Source organism: Microlunatus parietis (assembly GCF_013407955.1).
In the GTDB taxonomy this organism is placed as follows: Bacteria; Actinomycetota; Actinomycetes; order Propionibacteriales; family Propionibacteriaceae; genus Microlunatus; species Microlunatus parietis.
This window is the reverse complement of the sequence record NZ_JACCBU010000001.1, coordinates 3,055,395-3,076,099: the sequence shown is the minus strand read 5'-3', so window position 1 is coordinate 3,076,099 and position 20,705 is coordinate 3,055,395. Positions and strand designations below refer to the sequence as shown.

The following is a 20,705-nucleotide window of genomic DNA, read 5'->3' as shown; positions in this document are numbered from 1 at the left end:
AAAATACGTGCCGACCCCTAGTCAGACCGTACTTCCGTTCGTAACATGCATATGCCGCGCTCGTTGTTGGGAGGCTTCGAGGGCGGTCGGAAGGAAGGGAAAGGGGGCCGCATGATGCGGACTGCTGCGTGGAACGACTGGACCGTCAGGGCCAAATGTCGAGGAATGAATGACGCTCTGTTTCCGGACGCTGTCGACCAGAAACGAGCCAAGGTTGTGTGCGCCGGGTGTCCGGTGCGGTCAGAGTGCCTCGCCGAGGCGCTGGACAACCGAATCGAGTGGGGTGTCTGGGGCGGGATGACCGAACGGGAGCGCCGCTTGTTGCTGCGCCAACGTCCGGACGTCAGGTCCTGGCGCTCAGCCCTGAACGGCGAGAAGGTCGCCAACCAGGCGTAACGCGTCCAGATCGGACACGTCTGTCTGCAGCGCCGGCACCCGGGTTGTCAGGATCCGGGTGCGGGCGGCTGCGAAGCGGTCGAGCAGGATCCGTTCCCGCTCGATGACCTGCATCAAGGCTGCGTGTTGCTGGAGAGCGACGGAGGCGACCGGGTGCCGAACCGGGTCGAGCTCCTCGGCCAGCGCTTGCGCACGCCCTGCGGACAACGGCAGCTCGGTCCGGTGGACCCGATTGACCACCAGACCGGACAGCGGCATCGACTCTTCGTCGAGCCGGTCGACGAAGTAGGCGGCCTCGCGGAGGGCGTCGGCGTCGGCGGTCGCCACCACGACGAACGTGGTGTGCTCGGAGGCGAGCAGGTTGAACGTCTGCTGCGCGCGCTGCCGGAAACCGCCGAACAGCGTCTCGAACGCGGTCGCGAACGTCTGCACGTCGGTGATGATCTGCCCACCGAGGATCTTGTTCATCGCCGACGAGACCAGGTTGAAGCCGACGCTCATCAGGCGCAGCGGTCCGCGGGCCGGCGCCAGCAACAGGCGCAGGAACCGGCCTTCGAGCAGCGAGCTGAGATGCTCCGGCGCGTCCAGGAAGTCCAGCGCGGACCGGGCCGGCGGCGTGTCGACGATGATCAGGTCCCAGCGACCGTCGGCCTTCGACTGCTGGTGCAGCTGGCCGAGTTTCTCCATCGCCATGTATTCCTGGGTGCCCGCGAACGACGACGACAGCGCGACGTAGAACGGGTTGCGCAGGATCTGCGCGGCCTTCTCCGGCGTGGTGTGGGCGAGCACGACCTCGTCGAACGTCCGCTTCATGTCCAGCATCGCGGCGTCCAGGCTGCCGCCGGCAGCGGTGTCGATGCCGTTGACCGGGTGGGGCGTGTTGTCCAGTTCACCGAGGCCGAGCGACTGGGCCAGCCGGCGGGCCGGGTCGATGGTGAGGACGACGGCCTTGCGACCGGCCTCGGCGGCGCGCAGGGCGAGCGCGGCCGACGTGGTGGTCTTGCCGACCCCGCCGGCGCCGCAGCAGACGATGATCTCGATCGAGCGGTCGGCCAGGATCGCGTCCACGTCCAGTTCGCCGGGCCGGCCCGGGCGGGTGGGTGCCGGCATCAGGCGACCTCGGCGGGGAGCTGTTCGGCGAGTTGGGCGGCGATGCCCCAGACCGCGCCTGTATCGATGCCGGTCGAGTCGAGCCGGATGTCGACCACCGGGAGCCCGGTGCCGAGCAGGTGGTCGCGGCGGGCCCGTTCGGCGATCATCCGGTCCGCCTCGCCGGCGAACTCCTCGGTCAGCAGCTTGCTCTGGGCCGGGTCCAGCCCGGGCACGTCGAGGACCGGCTCGCCGGTGGCCGCCTGGCGAAGTTGATCATCCGTGAGCGGGGTGGCCCGGACCTTGTTGGCGATGATCACGCCGAGCCGGATCTGGGTCGGCCGGAGCTGCTGGATCGCCTCCTCGGTCTCGGTCACCGGCATGTCCTCCAGCAGGGTGACCAGGTGCACGGCGGTGGTCACGGAACGGAGCAGCCGCATGATCGAATCGGCCTGGCTGCGGATCGGGCCCATCCGGGCCAGCCCGGCGACCGCCTCGTGGACGTTGAGGAACTGGGCGATCCGGCCGGTCGGCGGCGCGTCCAGGACGACCGCGTGGTACGCGTTCGGGCGGCCCTTGATCTGGCGCCGGACCGCCTCGTACACCTTGCCGGTGAGCAGTACGTCACGCAGCCCGGGCGCGATCGAGGTGGCGAAGTCGATCGCCCCGAACCGGTCCAGCGCCCGGCCGGCGATGCCCAGGTGGTAGAAGGTCTCCAGGTATTCCAGCAGCGCGTCCTCGGCGTCGATGGACAGGCCGAACACCTCGCCGCCGGCCGGCGTCCGGCACAGCCGCCGCTCCTCGGAGCCGTTCAGCGGCGCGGAGTCGAACAGCGCGGGCAGCCCGTCGCGGCCCTCCACCTCGCAGACCAGGACCCGCCGCCCGGCCGTGGCGAGCGCGCAGGCGAGCGCTCCCGCCATCGTGGTCTTCCCCGTGCCGCCCTTGCCGGACACGATGTGCAGCGTGTGCAGCGGGGGCGACGACATGCGGCCGATGGTAGTCCCGCCGGTCACGTCACTAGGCTGACGGCATGACGAAGTGGGAGTACGTGACCGTCCCGGTGCTGGTGCATGCGACCAAGCAGATCCTGGACAACTGGGGCGCCGACGGCTGGGAGCTGGTGCAGATCGTGCCCGGCCTGAACCCGGAGAACCTGGTGGCCTACCTGAAACGGCCGATCGTCGAGGGCGACTCGGAGTGAGCTCGCCGCAGGACCGGTTGGCCGAACTCGGATTGAGCCTGCCGCCGGTGCCGGCGGCGCTCGCGGCCTATCTGCCCGCGGTCCGGTCCGGGGAGTTGATCTTCACCGCCGGCCAGCTGCCGCTGGTCGACGGCGCGCTGAGCGTGGTCGGGCGGGTCGGTGCCGAGGTGACCGAGGAGCAGGCCTACGATGGCGCCCGGCAGGCCGCCCTGAACGGGCTGGCGGCCGCGGCCGAGGCGGCCGGCGGGCTGGACCGGATCGCGGCGGTGATCAAGGTCGTGGTGTACGTGGCCGGGGTGACCGAGTTCACCGGGCAGCCGAAGGTGGCCAACGGGGCCAGCGACCTGATCGGTGCCGTGTTCGGCGACGCCGGCCGGCACGCCCGGTCCGCGGTCGGCGTGGCCTCGCTGCCGCTGAACGCGCCGGTCGAGGTCGAGCTGGTGGTCCGGGTGACGCCCGATCCGTCGCGGATCGTGCCCGCCTGAGGACTGTCGTGTCGTTCCCTGAGCAAGGCGGAAGGGCAAGCCTGATCCGGCTTGGCACCCTTCGACAAGCTCAGGACATCGCTTCGACAGGCTCAGAGCGCGTTGCCACCGAGTGGCGTTGATCATGGTCAGTCACTCGCTCGACGTGCTGGGCCGGATCATCGTGCCGGTGCCGGACGCGGTGGTCGAGCGGGCGCTGAGCTTCACCGGGACACCGGTGCCACCGCGGCCCAGTGCGAGCGTGATCTTGATCCGGGAGTCCGGCCGGGCCCTCGAGGTCTACCTGATGCACCGGCACGCCCGGATGGCGTTCGCCGCGTCGATGGTGGCGTTCCCGGGCGGCGGTGTCGACCCCGCCGATCATGATCAACCGGGCGATCCGGTGCTGGCCTGCGCGGTACGGGAGCTGCAGGAGGAGACCGGGGTCCGGCTGCCGCCGGGCGACCTGGCCCCGTGGGCGCACTGGGTCACGCCGGAGGTCGAGCCGCGCCGCTACGACACCTGGTTCTTCCTTGCTGTGGTCCCCGAAGATCAAGAGCCGGCCGACGTGTCCGGCGAGGCCTCGGCGGCGGACTGGGCGACTCCGGCGGAGACGCTGGCCGCGCACCGGGCCGGCGCCCTGGGGCTGATGCCGCCGACCCTGTCGATCTTGGTCGAGCTGGCCGGCCTGGGTTCGGTCGCGGCCGTGCTGGCCGCCGCCGCGGACCGGGTCGTCGAGCCGGTGCTGCCGGTGCCGGAGCGGGTCGGCGATCGCTGGCTGTTCCGCTATCCAGGAAGGGATTGACGTGAGCGTGGCGATCTTCCGGGCGGACAATCCCGGGCCGATGACCCTGGACGGAACGAACACGATCATGGTCGGCGATCCGGCCCGCGGCCCGGTCGTGGTGATCGACCCCGGGCCGGACGACGAGCGTCATCTGCGCCGGGTGCTGGACGCCGCCGGCGAGATCGCGATGATCATCGTCACCCACCGGCATCTCGATCATTGCGCCGGTGCCCCGACGCTGGCCCGGTGGGCCGGCTGCGACGTGCTCGCCGCCGATCCGGCGGTCCGGGTGGGGGAGCGGGGCCTGGTCGACGGCGAGCGGATCGCGGTGCCGGGGGCCGACCTGCGGCCGCTCGCGACGCCCGGGCACACCAGCGACTCGTACTCGATCGTGATCAACGGCGAGGACGGCGTGAACCGGCTGGCCACCGGCGACATGGTGCTCGGCCGCGGAACGACGGTGATCATGCACCCGGACGGCGACGTCGGTTCCTACCTGGCGTCGCTGGACACCATGATCACGCTGGTCCGGGAGCAGGCGATCGCCGAGATCCTGCCCGGCCACGGGCCGGTCGTGACCGACCCGGCTGGCGTGCTGGCGTACTACCGGGAGCATCGGCTGGAGCGGCTGGACCAGGTCCGGGCCGCCGTCGCCGCAGGCGCGCGGACCCCGGCCGAGGTGGTCCGGGCGGTGTACACCGAGATCGATGAGGCGGTTCGGCCCGCGGCCGAGCTCTCGGTCGCGGCCCAGCTGGCCTATCTCGCATCGCGGACCGGAGAATCCGGCCGGTCCTCCGCGAATCCGACCCATTCGTAACCTGTGCGACACCTAGGCCCGATAGTGGTTGTGGTGCGATGACCTCGATTTCAGTGGGGACGGCTGTGGATCGTGGCAGGGAGCCCGACTTCTCGGGCAGTTCGCTGGCGGAGTTGGAGGACGAGCTTCGTCAAGTGAGTCGTGCGATCCAACTGGCCGGCTCACCCCGCGGGGTCGCGACGATCGAGAGCGAGGCGCAGGCGCTGCGGAAGGTGGCGGCGCTGTCGGCGCACCGCCGGGCGCTGGAGGCCGAGGTCAAGTTCCGGCACGCGGCGCTGACGGCCTGGCGGGCCGATCAAGATCAACTCAGGGCGCTGGTTCACGGTGACGGCGTCGTGTAGACCAGCAGGGTGTTGGCCGAGCCCGGCTGGGTCCGGGTCTCGGCCAGGGTGAACGTGGCCGGCGACGCGAAGGCCGGGGTGCCGCTGCCGTACGTGATCGGCGCGACCATCAGGTGCAGCTCGTCGACCAGACCCTGGGCCAGCAGCGCGTTCCACAGCACGTGGCTGCCGAAGATCACGATCTCGTCGGCGCCGGACTCAGTCACCGAGGCGATCCAGGCCGCGACGCCGTCCCGCGGCACGACCGTGGTGGTGTCCCGCCAGGGATGATCGTCGGGCACCCGGTAGCTGTCGGTGACGACGGCCTTCGGGGCCTCGTTCCAGCGCCGGCTGATGCCACGGTTGACCTCGTCCAGCGATCGGTCCGCCGGATCGTCGGGCGCGTCGGCGATCCGGGGCCAGTAGTCGCCGAACCCCTGGTACGAGGTCCTGCCGAGCAACACCGCGTCCGCGGCGGTGATCCGCTCCAGGTTGTACGCGTCGAAGAACGCATCCATCGCGGCCAGCGGCGGGTTCCCGTCCGGACCGGCGAAGTAGCCGTCCAGGGAGACCATGTTGCAGACGATGACCTTGCTCATGACGGTGACTCCTTGCCTCGGGTGAAATGACCTTCTCCCTTGTATCGAGACACCGGGCGGCGCGGATTCATCGGTGATCGCCGAACTCGTTCGCGGCGATCCGTTGCGGCAGCGGGATCCGGGCCAGCAGGTCGGGCCCGATGAACGAGGCCAGCCAGGTCACCCGGTCGCCGTCGAGGTCCAGCACCAGCACCGCGGCCAGTTCCAGGGTGCCGTCGTCGGCCGGTTGGTAGCAGGCCAGCGACGGCTGGTCGTTGAACCGGGCCGGCCGAGCCCGCCAGTCGAGCGCGAAGACGCGCTCGGTCAGGAACGCGATCACGTCGTCCTTGCCGTCGAGCCAGGCCGGCAGCGGCGGCATGGTGAAGCGGGCCTGTTCGGCCAGCAGGTCGACGATGCCCGAGACGTCGCCGGCGTCGAAGGCCGTCACGAACGCGGCGACGATGCTCCGCTCCTTGCCCTTCGGCGTCGCGACCTGGTCCAACGGCAGCGTGGTGTCGGCCAGCGTGGCGTGGGCCCGCTGGAGGGCGCTGTTCACCGAGGCCGGGGTGGTGTCCAGCAACCCGGCGACCTCGGCGGCCGGGTAGCCGAGCACGTCGCGCAGGATCAGGACGGCCCGCTGGTTGGGCGGCAGCCGTTGCAGCGCGGCGACGTAGGCGAGGCCGATGTGCTCGCGTCGCTCCCGTACCCGCTCCGGATGGTCGGTCTCGGTCGGCAACGGCTCGACCCAGACGTCGCCCTCGACCGGGCTGCCCAGGTCCTCGCCCGGCCGGCGGGCGGGACCGTGATCCCAGGACAGCAGCCGGGCCGGCTTGGACTTGGCCAGCCGGAGCGCGCAGTGGGTGGCGATCCGGTGCAGCCAGGTGCGCAGCGAGCTGCGCTCCTGGAACCCGGCCAGCCCGCGCCACGCCGCGAGCAACGTCTCCTGCACCGCGTCCTCGGCGTCCTGGGCCGAGCCGAGGATCCGGTAACAGTGCGCCGTCAGTTCCCGGCGGTACGGCAGCACGAGGGCTCCGAACGCGTCCTCGTCGCCGGCCCGCGCGGCCGCCAGCAACTCCATGGTCCGGAGTCTTGCAGGTGTCGCGCGCGGCGTGTCGAGTTGAGCCGCAAGTCGAACATGCATTCTAATGATGACTTCCCCACCGCCTGCTCCCGGCGGGCGACCTTCAGAAGGAGAGCGCCGTACGATGACTGTAGACACCCTGGCACCCGAAGCGCCGGCCACCGACGTCGAGCTCCCGTCCCTCGACGCCCCGGTCCCGGCCGTTGCCGAGGTGAAGCCGCTTGACCGTCCCAAGAAGGCTCCGGGCCGCAAGCCCGGCGCGAAGCGGACCAAGACGCTCGAGTTGACGCTCACCGTCACCGGCACTGCCGACGGCGAGTGGCACGCCGACCTGAAGCACGGATCGTCCTACCTGGCCCGCGACCTCGCCGTAGCCGCGGCGGCGGTCTCCCGGGCCGCCAAGGAGCTCCACGAGGACCTCGCGACCCCGATCGACGAGGTCATCGAGGCCGCCCGGGAGCAGCAGGCCGCCAAGGTGGCTGCCCTGGAGGCCGAGCTCGAGGCGGCCCGGAAGGCCCTCGCCGACCTGGCCGACTGATTCCTGAGCGTTCGTTGATCAAGCCCGGGTGCTGTCGGTCCAGCTCGCGTCCGACAACACGCCGTCCCTTCGACAGGCTCAGGACAGGCGCCACGCCGGCTTTGGTGACCGGTCGGCGGAATGGGTGGGGGTGTAGTGGTCGAGGCGGGACTCCAGCAATCCCTCGCCGTGCGTCGCGTTGTGCAGGTTGCGGCGGATCGGATCCAGTGCGGCCGTCGGAATCGTGCCGGTGATCACGGCGAGCGCGCCGTTGATCATGGGTGTGCCCGGCACCCCGCGGTGCCGCCCGATCAGCGCCAGGGTGCCGGAGATCGCGTCCACCGGAGCCTCCAGCGTGAACCGGTCGACCGGCTCGCAGACGATCGTGCCGGCCTGCCGGACCGCCTCGGCGACGACCTGTTCCACAGTGTGCTTGACGTGGGTCGTCGACGGGCCGGGCGGGATGAAGTCGCTCTCGGTGACGGTGAGCCTGAGGTCGGTGACCCGCCAGCCGTACGGCCCGGCGCCGAGCGGCAGCTCGACGTAGCGGGCCAGCGCCTCCCGGAACGCGTCGACGGTCGAGTACACGTGCATCGGCACCTGTGACCGCGGCACGTCCAAGATCAACTCCAGTCCGGCGCCGGGCCGGTGCGGCTCGACCGTGACGCCGAACGTGTAGCCGAACAGGTGATCAGGATCGCCCATCCGCAGCACGGCCCGGCCGATCCCGGCCGGACGCTCGACGCAGATCACCGTCGTGGAATGGAAATCGACCTCGATCCCGTGCTCCAGCAGCAGCGTGTCGGCGATCACCTGCTGCTGGACCTCGCCGTAGATCGAGATCCGGGACGCTCCTTGATCATCGGTGCGCAGCCGGATCAGCGGGTCGCGGTCGCCGAGCTCGCTCAGCGCGACATGCAGGGTGTGCTGTTGATCACGGTTCCGGGCGATGATCGTGGTCTCCAGCGCCGGCGGCGGGAAGTTCAGCTCCGGCAGTCCGGCGGGTGCGGCGCCGAGCCGGTCGCCCAGCCGGGCCTTGCCGAGGCCGTGTACGCGGGCGATCTGCCCGGCCACGGCTCGATCACGATGGGCCGGGCCGCCGGGCTCGAACACCTCCAGCCGGGTGACCCGCCCGGCCTCCTCGGTGCCGACGGGCACCGGATCGCGGACGGACAGGGTGCCGGTCCGGATCCGTACCGAGCAGACCCGGTCGCCGGAGTCGTCGCGTTCGATCTTGAACACCTGACCCGACACCGGCCCGGCGGGATCGGCCGTCTCGGCCGGCATCAGCTCGGTGACGATGGTGTTCAACTCGGCGACGCCGGCGCCGGTCACGGCCGACCCGTAGGTCAGCGGCTGACAGACGCCGCGGCGGGTCAACCGGCCCAGCGCCGCCGTGAACCCGGCCGGGTCGAGCAGTCGGCCATGATCGACCCAGGACTGCAGCACGGCATCGTCGTGATCGGCCAGCCGGACGGTGACGGCCTCGGCGGTGCCGGGATCGTCGAAGTCCAGCGGCACCGGGGCGGCGGTCGGGGTGCCCGGGTCCCGCACCGTTCCCAGGGGTATCACCGACGGGGTGAGCCGGCGCCGGATCGCGGCGATCACCCGGTCCGGGTCGGCGCCGCTCCGGTCGATCTTGTTGATCATGAAGACGACCGGGACGCCGAGCCGGCGCAGCGCCCGGTAGAGCACGATCGTCTGCGCCTGGACGCCTTCGACGGCGGACAGCACGAGGATCGCCCCGTCGAGCACGGCGAGCGACCGGTCCACCTCGGCGATGAAGTCGGGGTGGCCCGGCGTGTCGACGAGGTTCACCGTCACGTCGCCGACGGCGAAGCTGGCCACGGCGGTACGGATCGTGATGCCGCGCCGCCGTTCCAGGGCGAGCGTGTCGGTCTGGGTCGTGCCGTCGTCGACCCGGCCGAGTTGATCAAGGGCGCCGCCGGCATGCAGCAGCGCCTCGGTCAGGCTGGTCTTGCCGGCGTCGACGTGGGCCAGGACGCCGAGATTGAGCCAGCGACGGGTGCCGGCCGGCGAATGATCAGGTGCTGCGGCGGCCTTGCTGGTGGCTGAGCGGTGCATCGGTCCTCGGGTTCGCAGAGACGGTGGTCGGGAACACGAGTTCGCGCATGACTGGTCCTCTCGCTCGGCGGCCACCGGGGCCGATGTCTGGCCCGAGTTCAGCCCGTCCGCCGCCGGATGTCAACCGGATTTCGCCCGGTGTCGATCCGCGGCCGGTCCCGTTCGTCGGTGGGGCATCAAGCAGGAATCACGGACCGAAAGGAACTGATCATGAACACCGCAAGCTTCAGCGTCGAGTTCACCGTCCCGCAGCCGCCCGAGCAGGTCTACGCCGCCGTCACCCGGGTGCGAGATTGGTGGAGCGAGCAGATCGTCGGCGACTCCGGCGCGGTGGGCGACGAGTTCGTCTTCTCCGACGAAGGGATCCGGCACGCCAGGTTCCGGGTGACCGAGGCCGTCCCCGGGCGGCGGATGGTGTGGCAGGTGGTCGACTCGTACCTGAACTTCGTCGATGATCATGACGAGTGGACCGGCACCAGGGTGATCTTCGACCTCGCCCACGGCGCCGACGGAACCACCCTGCGGCTCGCCCACGAGGGGCTGCTGCCGGCCGTCGAGTGCTACGACGCCTGCTCGCTGGGCTGGACCGCCTGTCTGCACAGCATCAAGGAACTGGTCGTCACCGGCCGGAGCCAGACCGGCCCGCGCTCCTGATTCCCGACCTCTTACCGCTCTCATTCGCCGGCCACAGCGAAGGCACAGGGAGCGGAGAGACGGTCGAGTCATGGACAGCCACGACAAGGATGGCGGAGCGCCGGGACAACCCGCTCAGCCCTGGGGACCGCCCCAGCACGATCAGGGCCAGGCTCACGAGCTGGGCCGGCCGCACGAGCAGAGCCAGGCCCACCACCCGGGCCGGCCGAGCGCACCGAACCAGGGTCCGCAGCCGACCCACCTGAACACGCCGCCGTTCGGCTATCAGCCGCCCGGCGCGCCCACCCCCGGCCCCACCACCGCGGCCGACTTCCCGGCACCGCCGGGAGTGTCGCCGGTGACCACGTACGCGCCGAAGAAGGCCCGGCCGAAAGCCGCCGTGGTGCTCGTCGCGGCCATGCTCTCCGCGGTGATCGGCGCCGGGGCCGGCATCGGCAGCTATGCCGCCGCGACCGCCGGTGGCGCGATCACCTCACCGATCCGGGTGAGCACGCTGCCGGCTGCGGACAGCCCGAAGTTGGACGGTTCGATCACCGCGGCGGCGGAGAAGATCAGCCAGTCGGTGGTGACGATCAACGCGCAGACCCGGCAGGGCACGGTAGGCGGGACCGGCGTGGTGCTGGACACCGAGGGGCACATCCTCACCAATGATCATGTGGTCTCCGGCGTCGGTCAGGGCGGCACGGTGCAGGTCACGCTGCCCGACGGCCGCGTGGTCGACGCGAAGGTGATCGGCACCTCGCCGAACAACGATCTTGCGGTGATCAAGGTCGACGGCGTCGAGGGCCTGGTGCCGGCGACGTTCTCCTCGTCCTCGAACGTCAAGGTCGGGCAGTCCGTCGTCGCGGTCGGCGCCCCGCTCGGGCTGTCGGAGTCGGTGACCAGCGGAATCGTGTCCAACACGGCGCGCCCGGTCCGCTCCGGCGACACCGGCGAGGCGGTCTACCTCGCGCTGCAGACCGACGCCGCGATCAACCACGGCAACTCCGGCGGACCGCTGGTCGACCTGAACGGGGCCGTCGTCGGGATCAACTCCGCGATCGCCACCGGTTCCAACGACAGCGAGGCGGGCAGCATCGGGATCGGCTTCGCCATCCCGTCCGACGTGGCCACCAGGGTCGCCGCCGAGTTGATCAAGGAAGGCCGCTCGGTCGACGCCAGCCTCGGCGTCACCGTCGCGGGCGTCGGCAGCCAGCAGCAGGCGGAGGATCCGAACGGCGTGCCGCTGCAGAGCGTCGCGCCGGGCAGCGCCGCGGACCGGGCCGGGCTGCAGGCCGGTGATCAGGTGACCAAGATCAACGACATCCGGATCACCAGCGCCGACGGCTTGATCGCGGCGATCCGGTTCTACGCTCCGGGGACCAGCGTCGAGATCACGTACCAGCGCGACGGGCAGACGCACACGGCTCAGGTGACCCTGGGCTCGGCCCAGTAGTGGCGGGTTCGAAGGTTGGCCGACCGGCCGCGGCAGCGGTCCGGCCGGCCAGCAGCCCTGCGGTCAGCCCGCCGCCGATCACCAGGGAACCGATCACCAGCGCCGGCGAGACGGACTCCCAGCCCAGGGCGACCGAGACGGCGGTCGCGGCCAGCGGGGTGACCCCGATCCACAGTCCCGCGGCGGCCGGGCCGAGCCGCTGCAGTCCCGCATACCAGGCCGCGAACGCGCCCGGTGTGAACAGCACTCCCATGATCGCCAGCGCACCGGCCTCGGTCGGCGTCGGGAACCGCAGGAACGGCCCGGGTACGGCCTGGCCCATGATCAACACCAGGCCGATGATCGACAACAGCAGCACGCTGAGCAGGCTCGCCGCGCAGGACACCCGAAGCGGGCCGTAGCGGGGCAGCAGCGGCATGGCGAGCAGCGAGAAACCGACCTCGCCGAGCAGGACGCCGATCGCCAACACGGTGCCCAGCAGGGAACCGCCGCCGGCGCCCTCGATGATCACGATCCCGGCCAGCACCACCAGGGCGGCGATGATCACGCCGAGCCGGGGCCGCTGCCGCTGGATCAGCGGGCCGGCGATCGCCAGCAGCAGCGGCGCGCAACCGAGGATGGCCCCGATCAAGGACGGGTTGGCGTACCGGGTGGCCGGGATCAAGATCAGATTGAAGCCGACCATGCCGCTGCCGGCCAGCGCGAGCAGCCGGAGCAGGTCGGTCGGTGACGGGCGGAGCCACGGGATCCGGCGGAGCTGCAGCGCGGCGAGCAGGATCAGCCCGGTGGCGAGATAGCGGATCGCCTGACCGCCGAACACCGGGAAGTCCCGCATCGCGCTGGTGACCGAGATGGACGCGCCGACGGCGGCGCAGGCGGCCGCGCAGAGCAGCGAACCGGTGATCCGTGGTGACATGGCCTCGACGGTAGGAATCATCTGGATCTTGTTCCAGGTCCAGTTTCGGCCTAGCTTTATGGGCCAGATGTCCGACTCAGCGATCCGTCCGGAAGACCTCGTCCTGTTGCTCGGCGCCCGTCCACGGCGCGGTGTCCGGGCCTGGCTCTATCGCGGTATCGCCAAAGCAGTCCGGGACGGGCGGCTGCCCCCGGGTTTGCGGCTGCCGTCCAGTCGTGCCGTCGCGGCCGCACTCGGGGTCGCTCGCGGTCCGGTTTCGGAGGCGTTGGAGTTGCTCGCCGCCGAGGGCTACGTGATCACCCGGGACCGCAGCGGCAGCCGGGTGGCGCCGCGCGCCGAGTCCGTACGGGCGGAGCGGCCCGAGGTCGCCCTGCGTCCGCCGCCCAGTCCGGGGACTCCCGATCCCGCCTTGTTTCCTTGGGCTTCCTGGCTCCGGTCGATGCGAATCGGGTCGGCCCGGCTGCGCCCCGATGATCTTGGGTACGGCGATCCGCGGGGACTCCCGGCGTTGCGCGAACGGGTCGCGGAACTGCTCCGGCTGACCCGCGGCGCCGTGGTCGCGCCGGACCAGGTGGTGATCATCAGCGGGGTCGCCCAGGGCCTGACGCTGCTGGCGACCGTGCTGCGCCGCCGCGGTGCCGGACCGATCGGACTGGAGGATCCCGGCTCGCCCGGTGCCCGCGACTCGCTGCGCAGCCTGGGCGCCGACGTGGTCCCGGTGCCGGCCGACGGTGACGGCCTCGACATCGACCGTCGGGTCGGGGAGCCGGGCGCGGTGCTGGTGACGCCGGCGCACCAGTATCCGCTCGGCGTGCCGCTCTCGCCGGACCGTCGCCGCCGGCTGCTCGACTGGGCCGCCGCCGTCGATCGGCTGGTGATCGAGGACGACTACGACGCCGACCTTCGCTACGACGGGCTGCCGATCGGCGTGCTGCAGGCGATGGCGCCGGACCGGGTCGCCCTGCTCGGCTCCGTCTCGAAAGTGCTGGCACCGGGGATGCGGCTCGGCTGGCTGGTCCCGCCGCCGCACCTGTACGACGAGCTCGTCGCCGCGAAACGGAACGCCGACCTCGGCACCTCGGTGTTCGACCAGGCCGCGTTGGCCGAGTTCATCGGCAGCGGCGAGTATCAGCGGCAGGTCAGGCGGCTGCGCCAGGTGTACGGGGAGCGCCGGGCGGCCCTGGTCGGCGGACTGCGGGAGCGGTTCGACGTCTCGCCGGCGGGGTTCTCCGCCGGCCTGCACGTCTTGGTCCGGCTGCCCGACCACGACGCCGAGCAGCGGGCGCTGGCGTACCTGGCCGAACGGAACGTCGCCGCCCACGCCCTCTCCGACTGCTTCTTCGCCGACGGCGACCCCGGCCTGGTCCTCGGCACCGCCCGGATCCCCGCTCCGGACCTGATTCCCGCCCTGCCCGACTAACGGCTCCTAGCCCAGGAGCCGGATCGCCAAGGTCCTCAAGCCTGCCTTGATGCGGTCCAGGTCGTAGCCGTCAGCGCGCCGTTGCTGGACGAAGATCGCGGCCGCGAGCGGTGCCAGCAAGGTGTCCGCGAGGTAGTCGGCGTCGAGGCCGTGGTCGGCGGCTTGGGCCAGGTCACGGAGGTGGGTCCAGTGCGCCAGATAGGGGCCGGTCCGGAACCGGCGGGGTCCGCTCATCTTCGCTTCCGCCGCTGCCATCACCTCCCCGAAGTCCTCGAGGATGTCGGCGTAGGCGTGCAGGAACGCGACGGCCCGATCGGCCGGCGGGGCTCCGGGCCCGAGCGGCGGCTCGCCCACCCGGATCGCGGACTGCAGTTCGGCTTCGCGATGGTTCATCACGGCCAGCAGCAGTCCTGCCCGGTCCCCGAATCGCCGGTAGACGGTGCCGACGCCGACCCCGGCAGCCTCGGCGACTTCGGCCATGGAAAGGCCGCCGACCTCCGCTTCGGCGAGCAGTTGCATCGTGGCCGCGAGTCGAGCGTGGTGGATGGGCGGACTCAGTCCGTCCCACCGAGGATGCTGCTGGTCGTGCTCTGCGGGGCGCAGTTCATGCTGGTCGTGGATACGACGATCGTGGCCCTCGCGCTGCCGCTGATCGACGAACAGTTGGGTTTCGGCTCGCCGGCCTCGTTGCAGTTGGTGGTCTCGCTGTACGCACTGACCCTCGGCGGATCGCTCATCGTGGCGGGCCGCGCGGCTGACCTGGCGGGTCCGAAGCCGGCGTTCATCGCCGGGCTCGTCCTCTTCACGGTCGCCTCGGTCGGGTGCGGACTGGCTCTCGAGCCGTGGCACCTGCTGACCGCGCGTGCCGTTCAGGGCGTTGGTGCGGCGCTGACCGCGGCGGCGGGACTGACCGTGCTGACGCGGTCGTACCCGGCGGGACGGGCGCGCCATCGCGCCCTGGGTGCCTGGGGTGCGGTGGGCGGTGCGGCCGGGGCTGCCGGTCTGGTGATCGGTGGCGTGCTCACCCAGGCGCTGGGCTGGCGGTCGACGTTCTTGATCAATCTGCCGATCGGCGTGATCATCGTCGCGGGTGCCGTCGCAGCGATCTCGATCGACCAGCGCGACCGAGTCGACCGGAAGCTCAACGCCACCGGTGCACTGGCCCTGACCGCGGCCATCGGTTTGTTGATCTTCGGACTCGGCTTGATCAACGATCGTGCAGCGCCGCCGGCGGCGCTGCCGGTGACCCTCGCGGCCGCGGTGGCCGCTGCCGTGATCTTCGCGGCCCTCGAGCGCCGGACCTCCTCACCCGTTCTGCCGTCGCGGATCTTCGCCCTGCCCGGTGTCGTCGCGTCGTACCTCCTGGCCTTCACCCTCAATGCGGTGATCGCGGCGACCCTGTTCTTCACGACGCTGTTCATGCAGCAGCTGCTCCGGCTCGGGCCACTGGCGACCGGGGTCGGCTTCCTGCCGAACAGTGTCCTGGTCATGGTCGGCGCCTTCCTGGCCGGCCGGCTGGCGACGCGCCTGGGCGCCTGGCCGATCCTCGGAGCCGGTTCCGGCGTGATCATGGTCGGCGCCCTCGTCCTGGCGACCGTTCGGTGGGGCGGGGACTATCTCTTCCCGGTCCTGCCCGGGTTCGCCCTGATCGGACTCGGTCTCGGGCTGGCCTTCACTGCGGTCACCATCGCCGCGACCGAACGGGTTCCGGCCGCGGATCAGGGCACCGCCTCCGGCATCCTGAACACCGTCCAGCAGCTGGGCTTCGCCATCGGCATCGCGTTGATCGTCACAACGGCGCAGCTGGCCTCGGATCCGGCGACCGGCTTCAGCGTCGGCTACCTCACCTGTGCGGCGGCACTGATCATCGCGCTGGCGGTGGGCCTGCCGCTCTCGGGCAAGACTGTCGGGCGAGGAGGCACGGGCCCCTGAGAAGGTGGCGGCGAACGGTGACCAAGCTCCGCTAGCTTCGTTGGGTGACTGGCGTCGAGCACGTGCCTTGAGGACTCGGAGCTCCCTCACAGACGGAAATGGCAGATTTCGGCACAGCAGATTTCGGCACCAGTGGTCCCGAGCGTTCCCGCGGGAACGTCTGGCAGACCCGGCGCGGGTGTCTGACGCGTTCAACTGGTCTCCCCCGCACTTTGCCGACCGATCAGTGGTGCCGTCAGCGGGCGCGGCGCTCCACGCGTTCGACGTCGATCAGGGTGACCGAGCGGGGCTCCAGGCGGATCCAGCCGCGGGCGGCGAAGTCGGCCAGGGCCTTGTTGACGGTCTCCCGGGACGCGCCGACCAGTTGGGCCAGCTCCTCCTGGGTCAGGTCGTGGTGGACGTGGATGCCCTCGTCACGCTGGTCGCCGAACCGCTTGGCCAGGTCCAGCAGGGCCTTGGCGACGCGGCCGGGCACGTCGGAGAAGACCAGGTCGGCGGCGTTCTCGTTGGCGCGGCGGAGCCGGGAGGCCAGCTGGCCGAGCAGGCCGCGGGCGACCTCCGGCCGGCCGGTCAGCCACTGGGTCAGCTCGTCGTGCTCGAGCACCCGGAGCTCGCACGGGGTCACCGCGGAGGCCGTACTGGATCTGGGGCCGGGGTCGAACACCGACAGTTCGCCGAACATCTGGCCCGGGCCGAGCACGGCGAGCAGATTCTCCCGTCCGGCCGAGCCGCTCCGGCCGAGCTTGATCTTGCCGCTGACAACGACGTAGAGGCGATCTTCGGTGTCGCCCTCGTGGAACAGCACGTCGCCCTTGTTGAGCTTGATCGTGCCCATGGCGGCAGCGAGGGTGCCGGCGGCCTCGTCGTCGAGTTCGGCGAACAACGGCGCCTGCTTCAAGACCTCTGGATCCACTCGTCCTCCTGCTCAGAACCAGTTACCGGGCCCAAGGCTACCGTTCAAGCCTCGGATTGGGAGTTTCCGTCACCTTCTCACGTTCACTCTCTCAGTACGGCCGTCAGTGCCGCCGCGTAGGGTTGCCTGCCATGGAGCGGTCGCATGGTGATTGAGGTGGCGGAGGAGTTGCCGTCGTCGCGGGATCGGAGTCGTACGGCCTTGGTGCGGCGGGCCCGGACGATGAACCGGGCGCTGGCGGAGACGTACCCGGACGCGCACTGCGAGTTGGACTTCCGGAACCCGCTGGAGCTGCTGGTCGCGACGATCCTGTCCGCGCAGTCCACCGACCGGCGGGTCAACCAGGTGACGCCGGTCGTCTTCGCGCGCTATCCGGACGCGAAGGCGTACGCGGAGGCGGACCGGGTCGAGCTGGAGACGCTGCTGCAGCCGACCGGCTTCTTCCGGGCCAAGACCGACTCCCTGCTGAAGCTCGGCGCGGCGCTGGTGGAGCGGTTCGACGGCGAGGTGCCGGGCCGGCTCGAGGATCTGGTCACGCTGCCCGGCGTCGGCCGGAAGACGGCGAACGTCGTCCTCGGCAACGCGTTCGGTGTCCCCGGCATCACCGTGGACACCCACTTCGGGCGGCTGATCCGCCGGTTCGGCTGGACCCGGGAGACCGACCCGGTCAAGGCGGAGGCCGAGATCGGCGCGCTGTTCCCGAAGTCGGACTGGACCCAGCTGTCGCACAACGTGATCTGGCACGGCCGGCGCCGCTGCCATGCCCGCAATCCGGCCTGTGGCGCCTGTCCGATCGCCCGCTGGTGTCCCGCCTACGGGGAGGGCGAGACCGACCCGAAGAAGGCCGCCAAGCTGATCCGGGAGCCCCGTGGCTGAGTCCTGTTCCGAGGCGGGCTTGGCCCCGCCGCCGGAGCTGGCCCGGCTGGCCGAGGGCCTGACCGACCAGGCCCGGCTGGACGGAGTCGTCGGTCTCCGGCCCGGTCGGGGCGGTCGGCGCGCCGCGGTGTTGATCTTGATCGAGGTCGGCCTGGACGGTCCGGCGATCCTCTTCCTGAAACGATCCCGGCAGCTGCGCCACCACGCCGGGCAGATCGCCTTTCCGGGCGGTGGCGTCGATCCGACCGACGTCGATCTGGTGGCGGCGGCGCTGCGCGAGGCCGAGGAGGAGACCGGGCTGGACCGGTCCGGCGTCACCGTGCTCGGCGTCTCGCCGGCCGCCCACGTCGCGGTCAGCGGCTTCGACGTCTCGGCGGTGGTCGGCTGGTGGCACGCGCCGAGCCCCGTCGCGGCGGTCGATCCGCGGGAGGTGGAGACGGTCCGGATGATCCCGGTGGCCGAGCTGACCGAGCCGCGGAACCGGGCCCGGGTGCGCCATCCGTCCGGCTACACCGGTCCGGCGTTCAGAATCGATGACTGGCTGATCTGGGGGCTGACCGCCCACTTCGTGGACGGGATCCTGGAGCTCGGCGGCTGGGCCCGGCCCTGGGACGAGTCCCGTACCGTCGAGATCCCGGAGCGCTACCTGACCGACCGGCGCGACACCTCAGGAGACGTCAATGCCCATTGAGGACGAACTGCGCACCCGCTGGCAGCAGGTGCTGCCCAGTCAGCCCGAGCTGGGCGAGGAACTGATCACGAGATACGGCGAGCCGCACCGCAGGTATCACAACCAAGATCATCTGCTGGCCGTGCTGGAGGCGATCGACCGGTTCGCCACCAGTGATCATGATCTCTACCTGGTCCGGCTGGCGGCCTGGTTCCACGACGCCGTGTACGACATCCCGGAGCGCGAGCTGACCAACGAGGAGGCCTCGGCCCGGCTTGTCGTCCGACGGCTGCAGCGGGCCGGCTTGGAGACCGAGGACATCAATCAGGTGGCCCGGCTGGTCCGGCTCACCACGATCCACCAGGTAGGTCCGGGCGACGCCGACGGCGAGCTGCTCTGCGACGCCGATCTTGCCGTGCTGGGCGGCACCCCGGAGGAGTACGCGCGGTATGTGGACGCGGTCCGGGAGGAGTATGCGGCGGTGGACGACGAGCAGTTCTGGGCCGGCCGGCTGGACGTCCTGGACGGCCTGGCCGCCACCCAGCTGTTCCGGACCGGCCGCGGCCGCAAGCTGCTCAAGCAGGCCCGGGCCAATCTCGACGCCGAGCGCGCCGAGCTGCGCCAACGCCTCGGTCTGCCCGACCCGGACGACGCGTGACTTCTGCCGCAGGGCAGGAATGGTGGCGATCGGCGGTCGTCTACCAGGTCTATCCGCGGTCGTTCGCCGACAGCAACGGCGACGGGATCGGTGATCTGCCGGGCCTGGTGGGACGGCTGGACTACCTGCACCGGCTCGGGGTGGACGTGGTCTGGCTGTCCCCGGTGTTCGCGTCGCCGCAGGACGACAACGGCTACGACATCAGCGACTACTACGCGATCGACCCGGTGTTCGGCACCCTCGATGATCTTGATCGGTTGATCGACGGGCTGCACCGGCGCGGCATGAAGTTGATGTTGGACATGGTGGTCAACCACACCTCCGACGAGCATCCCTGGTTCGTCGAGGCGCGGGATCCGGCGTCGCCGAAGCGGGACTGGTACTGGTGGCGTCCGCCAGCCGCGGACGGCGGGCCGCCGTACAACTGGGCCTCGGTGTTCTCCGGCTCCGCCTGGACCCTGGACGAGCGGTCCGGCGAGTACTACCTGCACCTGTACGGCGCCAAGCAGCCCGACCTGAACTGGGAGAATCCCGAGGTCCGGCAGGCCATGCAGGCGATGATGCGCTGGTGGGCCGACCGCGGCGTCGACGGGTTCCGGCTGGACGCGATCAACCTGATCGCCAAGGCGGACGAGTTCGCCGACGGCCCGCCCATGCCTGGTTCTCCGTACGGGATTCCGTGGGACCTGGTGGCGTACGGGCCGCGGCTTGATCAGTTCCTGGCCGAGCTGCACCGCGAGGTCGGCTTCACCGAACGGAAGTTGATCACCGTCGGCGAGACGGCGGGCGTGACGATCGAGCAGGCGCGGCGGTTGACCGATCCGGCCCGCGGGGAGCTCGGGATGGTGTTCACCTTCGATCATCTCGATCTTGATCAGAAGGCGGTCGGGGCGAAGTGGGGCCTGGCCGACGTCGAGCTGCCGGTGCTGAAGCGGGCGTTCGCCCGGTGGCAGGACGGCCTGGCCGACGTCGGCTGGAACTCGCTCTACTGGAACAACCATGATCAACCGCGGGTGGTGTCCCGGTTCGGCGACGACTCGGCCGAACACCGGGTGGCGTCGGCGAAGACCCTGGCCACGGTGCTGCACCTGCACCAGGGCACGCCGTACGTCTACCAGGGCGAGGAACTGGGCATGACGAACACGGCGTACACCGAGATCGGTCACTACCGTGATCTTGAGTCGCTGAACTACTACCGCAACGGGCTCGGTCTCGGCCTGCCCGAGGAGCAGTTGCTGCGCGCGCTCGCGGCCAGGAGCCGGGACAACGCCAGGGCGCCGATGCACTGGGACGACACGGCACAGGCCGGCTTCACCGAGGGCACGCCGTGGATCGACGTCAACCCGAACCACACGCTGATCAACGCGGCCGCCGCCGAGGCCGACCCCGACTCGGTGTTCCACCACTACCGCCGCTTGATCAAGCTCCGGCACGCCGAGCCGGTGATCGTGCACGGCCGGTTCGAGCTGCTGCTGCCCGACCATGATCAACTCTGGGTGTTCACCCGGTCCCTCGACCATGATCGACTCCTGGTCCTGGCCAACTGCTCCTCGGCGCCGGCCCTGCTACCGGCCGGCGAGCTGCCCGAGTTGGCCGGGGCGACGACCTTGATCAGCACCCACGGCGAACCGTCCGGTGGCGAGTTGCGGCCGTGGGAGTCGACCGTGCTGCGGTTGAGGACATAGCGCGGAGAGGCGGAGGGCCGGAGAGTCCGAGCGCTCGGTCGGTGCGCCGGTGCACGGCGCGAGCGAGGATCCGCGAGCGACCTGAGGCAGGCGGTCCGAGGGCAAAGTGTCGTTATTCCTCCACGGTTCGAGCATTTCCACGTGGCATTCGCCCTGGGTGCGCGAACCGTGGAGGATAAACGACACCAACCACGCCCAGCAGGGCCCGTGT

23 protein-coding genes are annotated in these 20,705 nt (G+C 70.8%); 15 read left to right on the top strand and 8 right to left on the bottom strand.

Going from position 1 to position 20,705, the window contains the following annotated elements:
• Positions 1 to 114 precede the first annotated feature (114 nt).
• Complete coding sequence (locus tag BKA15_RS14780; RefSeq protein ID WP_179758470.1) at positions 115 to 396, top strand: WhiB family transcriptional regulator; 282 nt, start codon at positions 115 to 117, stop codon at positions 394 to 396.
• Here BKA15_RS14780 and bagB read toward each other — a convergent pair.
• Together bagB and bagA are read right to left on the bottom strand one after the other, a co-directional pair.
• Positions 358 to 1,506 (bottom strand): ArsA family ATPase, encoded by a 1,149-nt coding sequence (gene bagB, locus BKA15_RS14775; protein ID WP_179751969.1) that lies wholly within the window; start codon positions 1,504 to 1,506, stop codon positions 358 to 360. The two genes, BKA15_RS14780 and bagB, sit on opposite strands and share 39 nt — an antisense overlap.
• On the bottom strand, positions 1,506 to 2,471 hold the full coding sequence (gene bagA, locus BKA15_RS14770) for an ATPase BagA (RefSeq protein WP_179751967.1): 966 nt from the start codon (positions 2,469 to 2,471) through the stop codon (positions 1,506 to 1,508). Before bagA ends, bagB begins: the two co-directional genes overlap by 1 nt.
• Positions 2,472 to 2,515: 44 nt before the next feature.
• Between bagA and sp36 the strand changes: the two genes are divergently transcribed.
• The 5 genes from sp36 to BKA15_RS14745 all read left to right on the top strand — a co-directional run bounded on the left by sp36 (position 2,516) and on the right by BKA15_RS14745 (position 5,095).
• Positions 2,516 to 2,686: a Sp36 family protein gene (sp36, locus tag BKA15_RS14765; RefSeq protein ID WP_179751966.1), complete on the top strand. Its 171-nt coding sequence runs from the start codon at positions 2,516 to 2,518 to the stop codon at positions 2,684 to 2,686.
• The gene (locus tag BKA15_RS14760) at positions 2,683 to 3,171 is read left to right on the top strand and encodes a RidA family protein (RefSeq protein WP_179751963.1); all 489 of its coding nucleotides are present in this window, start codon (positions 2,683 to 2,685) and stop codon (positions 3,169 to 3,171) included. Before sp36 ends, BKA15_RS14760 begins: the two co-directional genes overlap by 4 nt.
• Positions 3,172 to 3,295: 124 nt before the next feature.
• On the top strand, positions 3,296 to 3,955 hold the full coding sequence (locus tag BKA15_RS14755) for an NUDIX hydrolase (protein ID WP_246322909.1): 660 nt from the start codon (positions 3,296 to 3,298) through the stop codon (positions 3,953 to 3,955).
• Between the two features lies 1 nt (position 3,956).
• Complete coding sequence (locus BKA15_RS14750; protein WP_312879042.1) at positions 3,957 to 4,754, top strand: MBL fold metallo-hydrolase; 798 nt, start codon at positions 3,957 to 3,959, stop codon at positions 4,752 to 4,754.
• A gap of 134 nt (positions 4,755 to 4,888) precedes the next feature.
• Positions 4,889 to 5,095 carry a hypothetical protein gene (locus BKA15_RS14745; RefSeq protein ID WP_179751960.1) on the top strand — a complete coding sequence of 69 codons (207 nt, stop codon included), beginning with the start codon at positions 4,889 to 4,891 and terminating at the stop codon, positions 5,093 to 5,095.
• Here the strand turns inward: BKA15_RS14745 and BKA15_RS14740 are convergent.
• Positions 5,074 to 5,673: a dihydrofolate reductase family protein gene (locus tag BKA15_RS14740; protein ID WP_179751958.1), complete on the bottom strand. Its 600-nt coding sequence runs from the start codon at positions 5,671 to 5,673 to the stop codon at positions 5,074 to 5,076. The genes BKA15_RS14745 and BKA15_RS14740 overlap by 22 nt on opposite strands.
• 67 nt (positions 5,674 to 5,740) lie before the next feature.
• The gene (locus BKA15_RS14735; RefSeq protein WP_179751956.1) at positions 5,741 to 6,730 is read right to left on the bottom strand and encodes an RNA polymerase subunit sigma-70; all 990 of its coding nucleotides are present in this window, start codon (positions 6,728 to 6,730) and stop codon (positions 5,741 to 5,743) included.
• Positions 6,731 to 6,857: 127 nt separating this feature from the next.
• On the opposite strand from BKA15_RS14735, the gene BKA15_RS14730 reads away from it, so the two are divergent.
• A complete protein-coding gene (locus BKA15_RS14730; RefSeq protein ID WP_179751955.1) occupies positions 6,858 to 7,271 on the top strand; it encodes a DUF6319 family protein in 414 nt (137 codons plus the stop codon).
• Between the two features lie 78 nt (positions 7,272 to 7,349).
• On the opposite strand, the gene BKA15_RS14725 is transcribed toward BKA15_RS14730, so the two are convergent.
• Entirely contained in the window at positions 7,350 to 9,335 is a 1,986-nt protein-coding gene (locus BKA15_RS14725) for an elongation factor G (protein ID WP_179751953.1), read from the bottom strand.
• Positions 9,336 to 9,545: 210 nt separating this feature from the next.
• Between BKA15_RS14725 and BKA15_RS14720 the strand changes: the two genes are divergently transcribed.
• Both BKA15_RS14720 and BKA15_RS14715 read left to right on the top strand, forming a co-directional pair.
• The gene (locus tag BKA15_RS14720; protein WP_179751951.1) at positions 9,546 to 9,989 is read left to right on the top strand and encodes an SRPBCC family protein; all 444 of its coding nucleotides are present in this window, start codon (positions 9,546 to 9,548) and stop codon (positions 9,987 to 9,989) included.
• A gap of 70 nt (positions 9,990 to 10,059) precedes the next feature.
• Complete coding sequence (locus BKA15_RS14715; RefSeq protein ID WP_179751950.1) at positions 10,060 to 11,424, top strand: trypsin-like peptidase domain-containing protein; 1,365 nt, start codon at positions 10,060 to 10,062, stop codon at positions 11,422 to 11,424.
• Here BKA15_RS14715 and BKA15_RS14710 read toward each other — a convergent pair.
• Positions 11,363 to 12,340, bottom strand: coding sequence for a DMT family transporter (locus BKA15_RS14710; protein WP_179751948.1), 978 nt, complete (start codon positions 12,338 to 12,340; stop codon positions 11,363 to 11,365). The two genes, BKA15_RS14715 and BKA15_RS14710, sit on opposite strands and share 62 nt — an antisense overlap.
• A 67-nt stretch (positions 12,341 to 12,407) precedes the next feature.
• Here BKA15_RS14710 and pdxR point away from each other — a divergent pair, with 67 nt between their 5' ends.
• On the top strand, positions 12,408 to 13,760 hold the full coding sequence (pdxR, locus tag BKA15_RS14705; RefSeq protein WP_179751946.1) for a MocR-like pyridoxine biosynthesis transcription factor PdxR: 1,353 nt from the start codon (positions 12,408 to 12,410) through the stop codon (positions 13,758 to 13,760).
• Positions 13,761 to 13,766: 6 nt separating this feature from the next.
• Here pdxR and BKA15_RS14700 read toward each other — a convergent pair whose 3' ends face one another.
• Positions 13,767 to 14,279 carry a TetR/AcrR family transcriptional regulator gene (locus BKA15_RS14700; protein WP_179751944.1) on the bottom strand — a complete coding sequence of 171 codons (513 nt, stop codon included), beginning with the start codon at positions 14,277 to 14,279 and terminating at the stop codon, positions 13,767 to 13,769.
• Positions 14,280 to 14,333: 54 nt separating this feature from the next.
• Between BKA15_RS14700 and BKA15_RS14695 the strand changes: the two genes are divergently transcribed.
• Entirely contained in the window at positions 14,334 to 15,692 is a 1,359-nt protein-coding gene (locus tag BKA15_RS14695) for an MFS transporter (protein ID WP_179751942.1), read from the top strand.
• A gap of 235 nt (positions 15,693 to 15,927) precedes the next feature.
• Here the strand turns inward: BKA15_RS14695 and BKA15_RS14690 are convergent, their stop codons facing one another.
• Positions 15,928 to 16,605, bottom strand: a complete 678-nt coding sequence (locus BKA15_RS14690; protein ID WP_312879041.1) for a Crp/Fnr family transcriptional regulator — start codon at positions 16,603 to 16,605, stop codon at positions 15,928 to 15,930.
• A gap of 144 nt (positions 16,606 to 16,749) precedes the next feature.
• Here BKA15_RS14690 and nth point away from each other — a divergent pair, with 144 nt between their 5' ends.
• Genes nth through BKA15_RS14670 form a run of 4 tightly spaced genes read left to right on the top strand, consistent with a single transcriptional unit; the run spans position 16,750 to position 20,494 of the window.
• Positions 16,750 to 17,481 (top strand): endonuclease III, encoded by a 732-nt coding sequence (nth, locus tag BKA15_RS14685; RefSeq protein WP_179751940.1) that lies wholly within the window; start codon positions 16,750 to 16,752, stop codon positions 17,479 to 17,481.
• 37 nt (positions 17,482 to 17,518) lie between these two features.
• Positions 17,519 to 18,172: an NUDIX hydrolase gene (locus tag BKA15_RS14680; protein WP_179758467.1), complete on the top strand. Its 654-nt coding sequence runs from the start codon at positions 17,519 to 17,521 to the stop codon at positions 18,170 to 18,172.
• The gene (locus tag BKA15_RS35550) at positions 18,162 to 18,809 is read left to right on the top strand and encodes an HD domain-containing protein (RefSeq protein WP_179751938.1); all 648 of its coding nucleotides are present in this window, start codon (positions 18,162 to 18,164) and stop codon (positions 18,807 to 18,809) included. Before BKA15_RS14680 ends, BKA15_RS35550 begins: the two co-directional genes overlap by 11 nt.
• Positions 18,806 to 20,494, top strand: coding sequence for a glycoside hydrolase family 13 protein (locus BKA15_RS14670; RefSeq protein WP_179751937.1), 1,689 nt, complete (start codon positions 18,806 to 18,808; stop codon positions 20,492 to 20,494). Before BKA15_RS35550 ends, BKA15_RS14670 begins: the two co-directional genes overlap by 4 nt.
• Positions 20,495 to 20,705 lie beyond the last annotated feature (211 nt).

Excerpts from the sequence above, each read along its gene's own strand:
- BKA15_RS14780 (WP_179758470.1), top strand. The coding sequence starts at position 115 with ATGCGGACTGCTGCGTGGAACGACTGGACCGTCAGGGCCAAATGTCGA.
- bagB (WP_179751969.1), bottom strand. The coding sequence starts at position 1,506 with ATGCCGGCACCCACCCGCCCGGGCCGGCCCGGCGAACTGGACGTGGAC.
- bagA (WP_179751967.1), bottom strand. The coding sequence starts at position 2,471 with ATGTCGTCGCCCCCGCTGCACACGCTGCACATCGTGTCCGGCAAGGGC.
- sp36 (WP_179751966.1), top strand. The coding sequence starts at position 2,516 with ATGACGAAGTGGGAGTACGTGACCGTCCCGGTGCTGGTGCATGCGACC.
- BKA15_RS14755 (WP_246322909.1), top strand. The coding sequence starts at position 3,296 with ATGGTCAGTCACTCGCTCGACGTGCTGGGCCGGATCATCGTGCCGGTG.
- BKA15_RS14740 (WP_179751958.1), bottom strand. The coding sequence starts at position 5,673 with ATGAGCAAGGTCATCGTCTGCAACATGGTCTCCCTGGACGGCTACTTC.
- BKA15_RS14735 (WP_179751956.1), bottom strand. The coding sequence starts at position 6,730 with ATGGAGTTGCTGGCGGCCGCGCGGGCCGGCGACGAGGACGCGTTCGGA.
- BKA15_RS14730 (WP_179751955.1), top strand. The coding sequence starts at position 6,858 with ATGACTGTAGACACCCTGGCACCCGAAGCGCCGGCCACCGACGTCGAG.
- BKA15_RS14725 (WP_179751953.1), bottom strand. The coding sequence starts at position 9,335 with ATGCACCGCTCAGCCACCAGCAAGGCCGCCGCAGCACCTGATCATTCG.
- BKA15_RS14720 (WP_179751951.1), top strand. The coding sequence starts at position 9,546 with ATGAACACCGCAAGCTTCAGCGTCGAGTTCACCGTCCCGCAGCCGCCC.
- BKA15_RS14715 (WP_179751950.1), top strand. The coding sequence starts at position 10,060 with ATGGACAGCCACGACAAGGATGGCGGAGCGCCGGGACAACCCGCTCAG.
- BKA15_RS14710 (WP_179751948.1), bottom strand. The coding sequence starts at position 12,340 with ATGTCACCACGGATCACCGGTTCGCTGCTCTGCGCGGCCGCCTGCGCC.
- pdxR (WP_179751946.1), top strand. The coding sequence starts at position 12,408 with ATGTCCGACTCAGCGATCCGTCCGGAAGACCTCGTCCTGTTGCTCGGC.
- BKA15_RS14700 (WP_179751944.1), bottom strand. The coding sequence starts at position 14,279 with ATGCAACTGCTCGCCGAAGCGGAGGTCGGCGGCCTTTCCATGGCCGAA.
- BKA15_RS14695 (WP_179751942.1), top strand. The coding sequence starts at position 14,334 with ATGCTGCTGGTCGTGCTCTGCGGGGCGCAGTTCATGCTGGTCGTGGAT.
- nth (WP_179751940.1), top strand. The coding sequence starts at position 16,750 with ATGGTGATTGAGGTGGCGGAGGAGTTGCCGTCGTCGCGGGATCGGAGT.
- BKA15_RS35550 (WP_179751938.1), top strand. The coding sequence starts at position 18,162 with ATGCCCATTGAGGACGAACTGCGCACCCGCTGGCAGCAGGTGCTGCCC.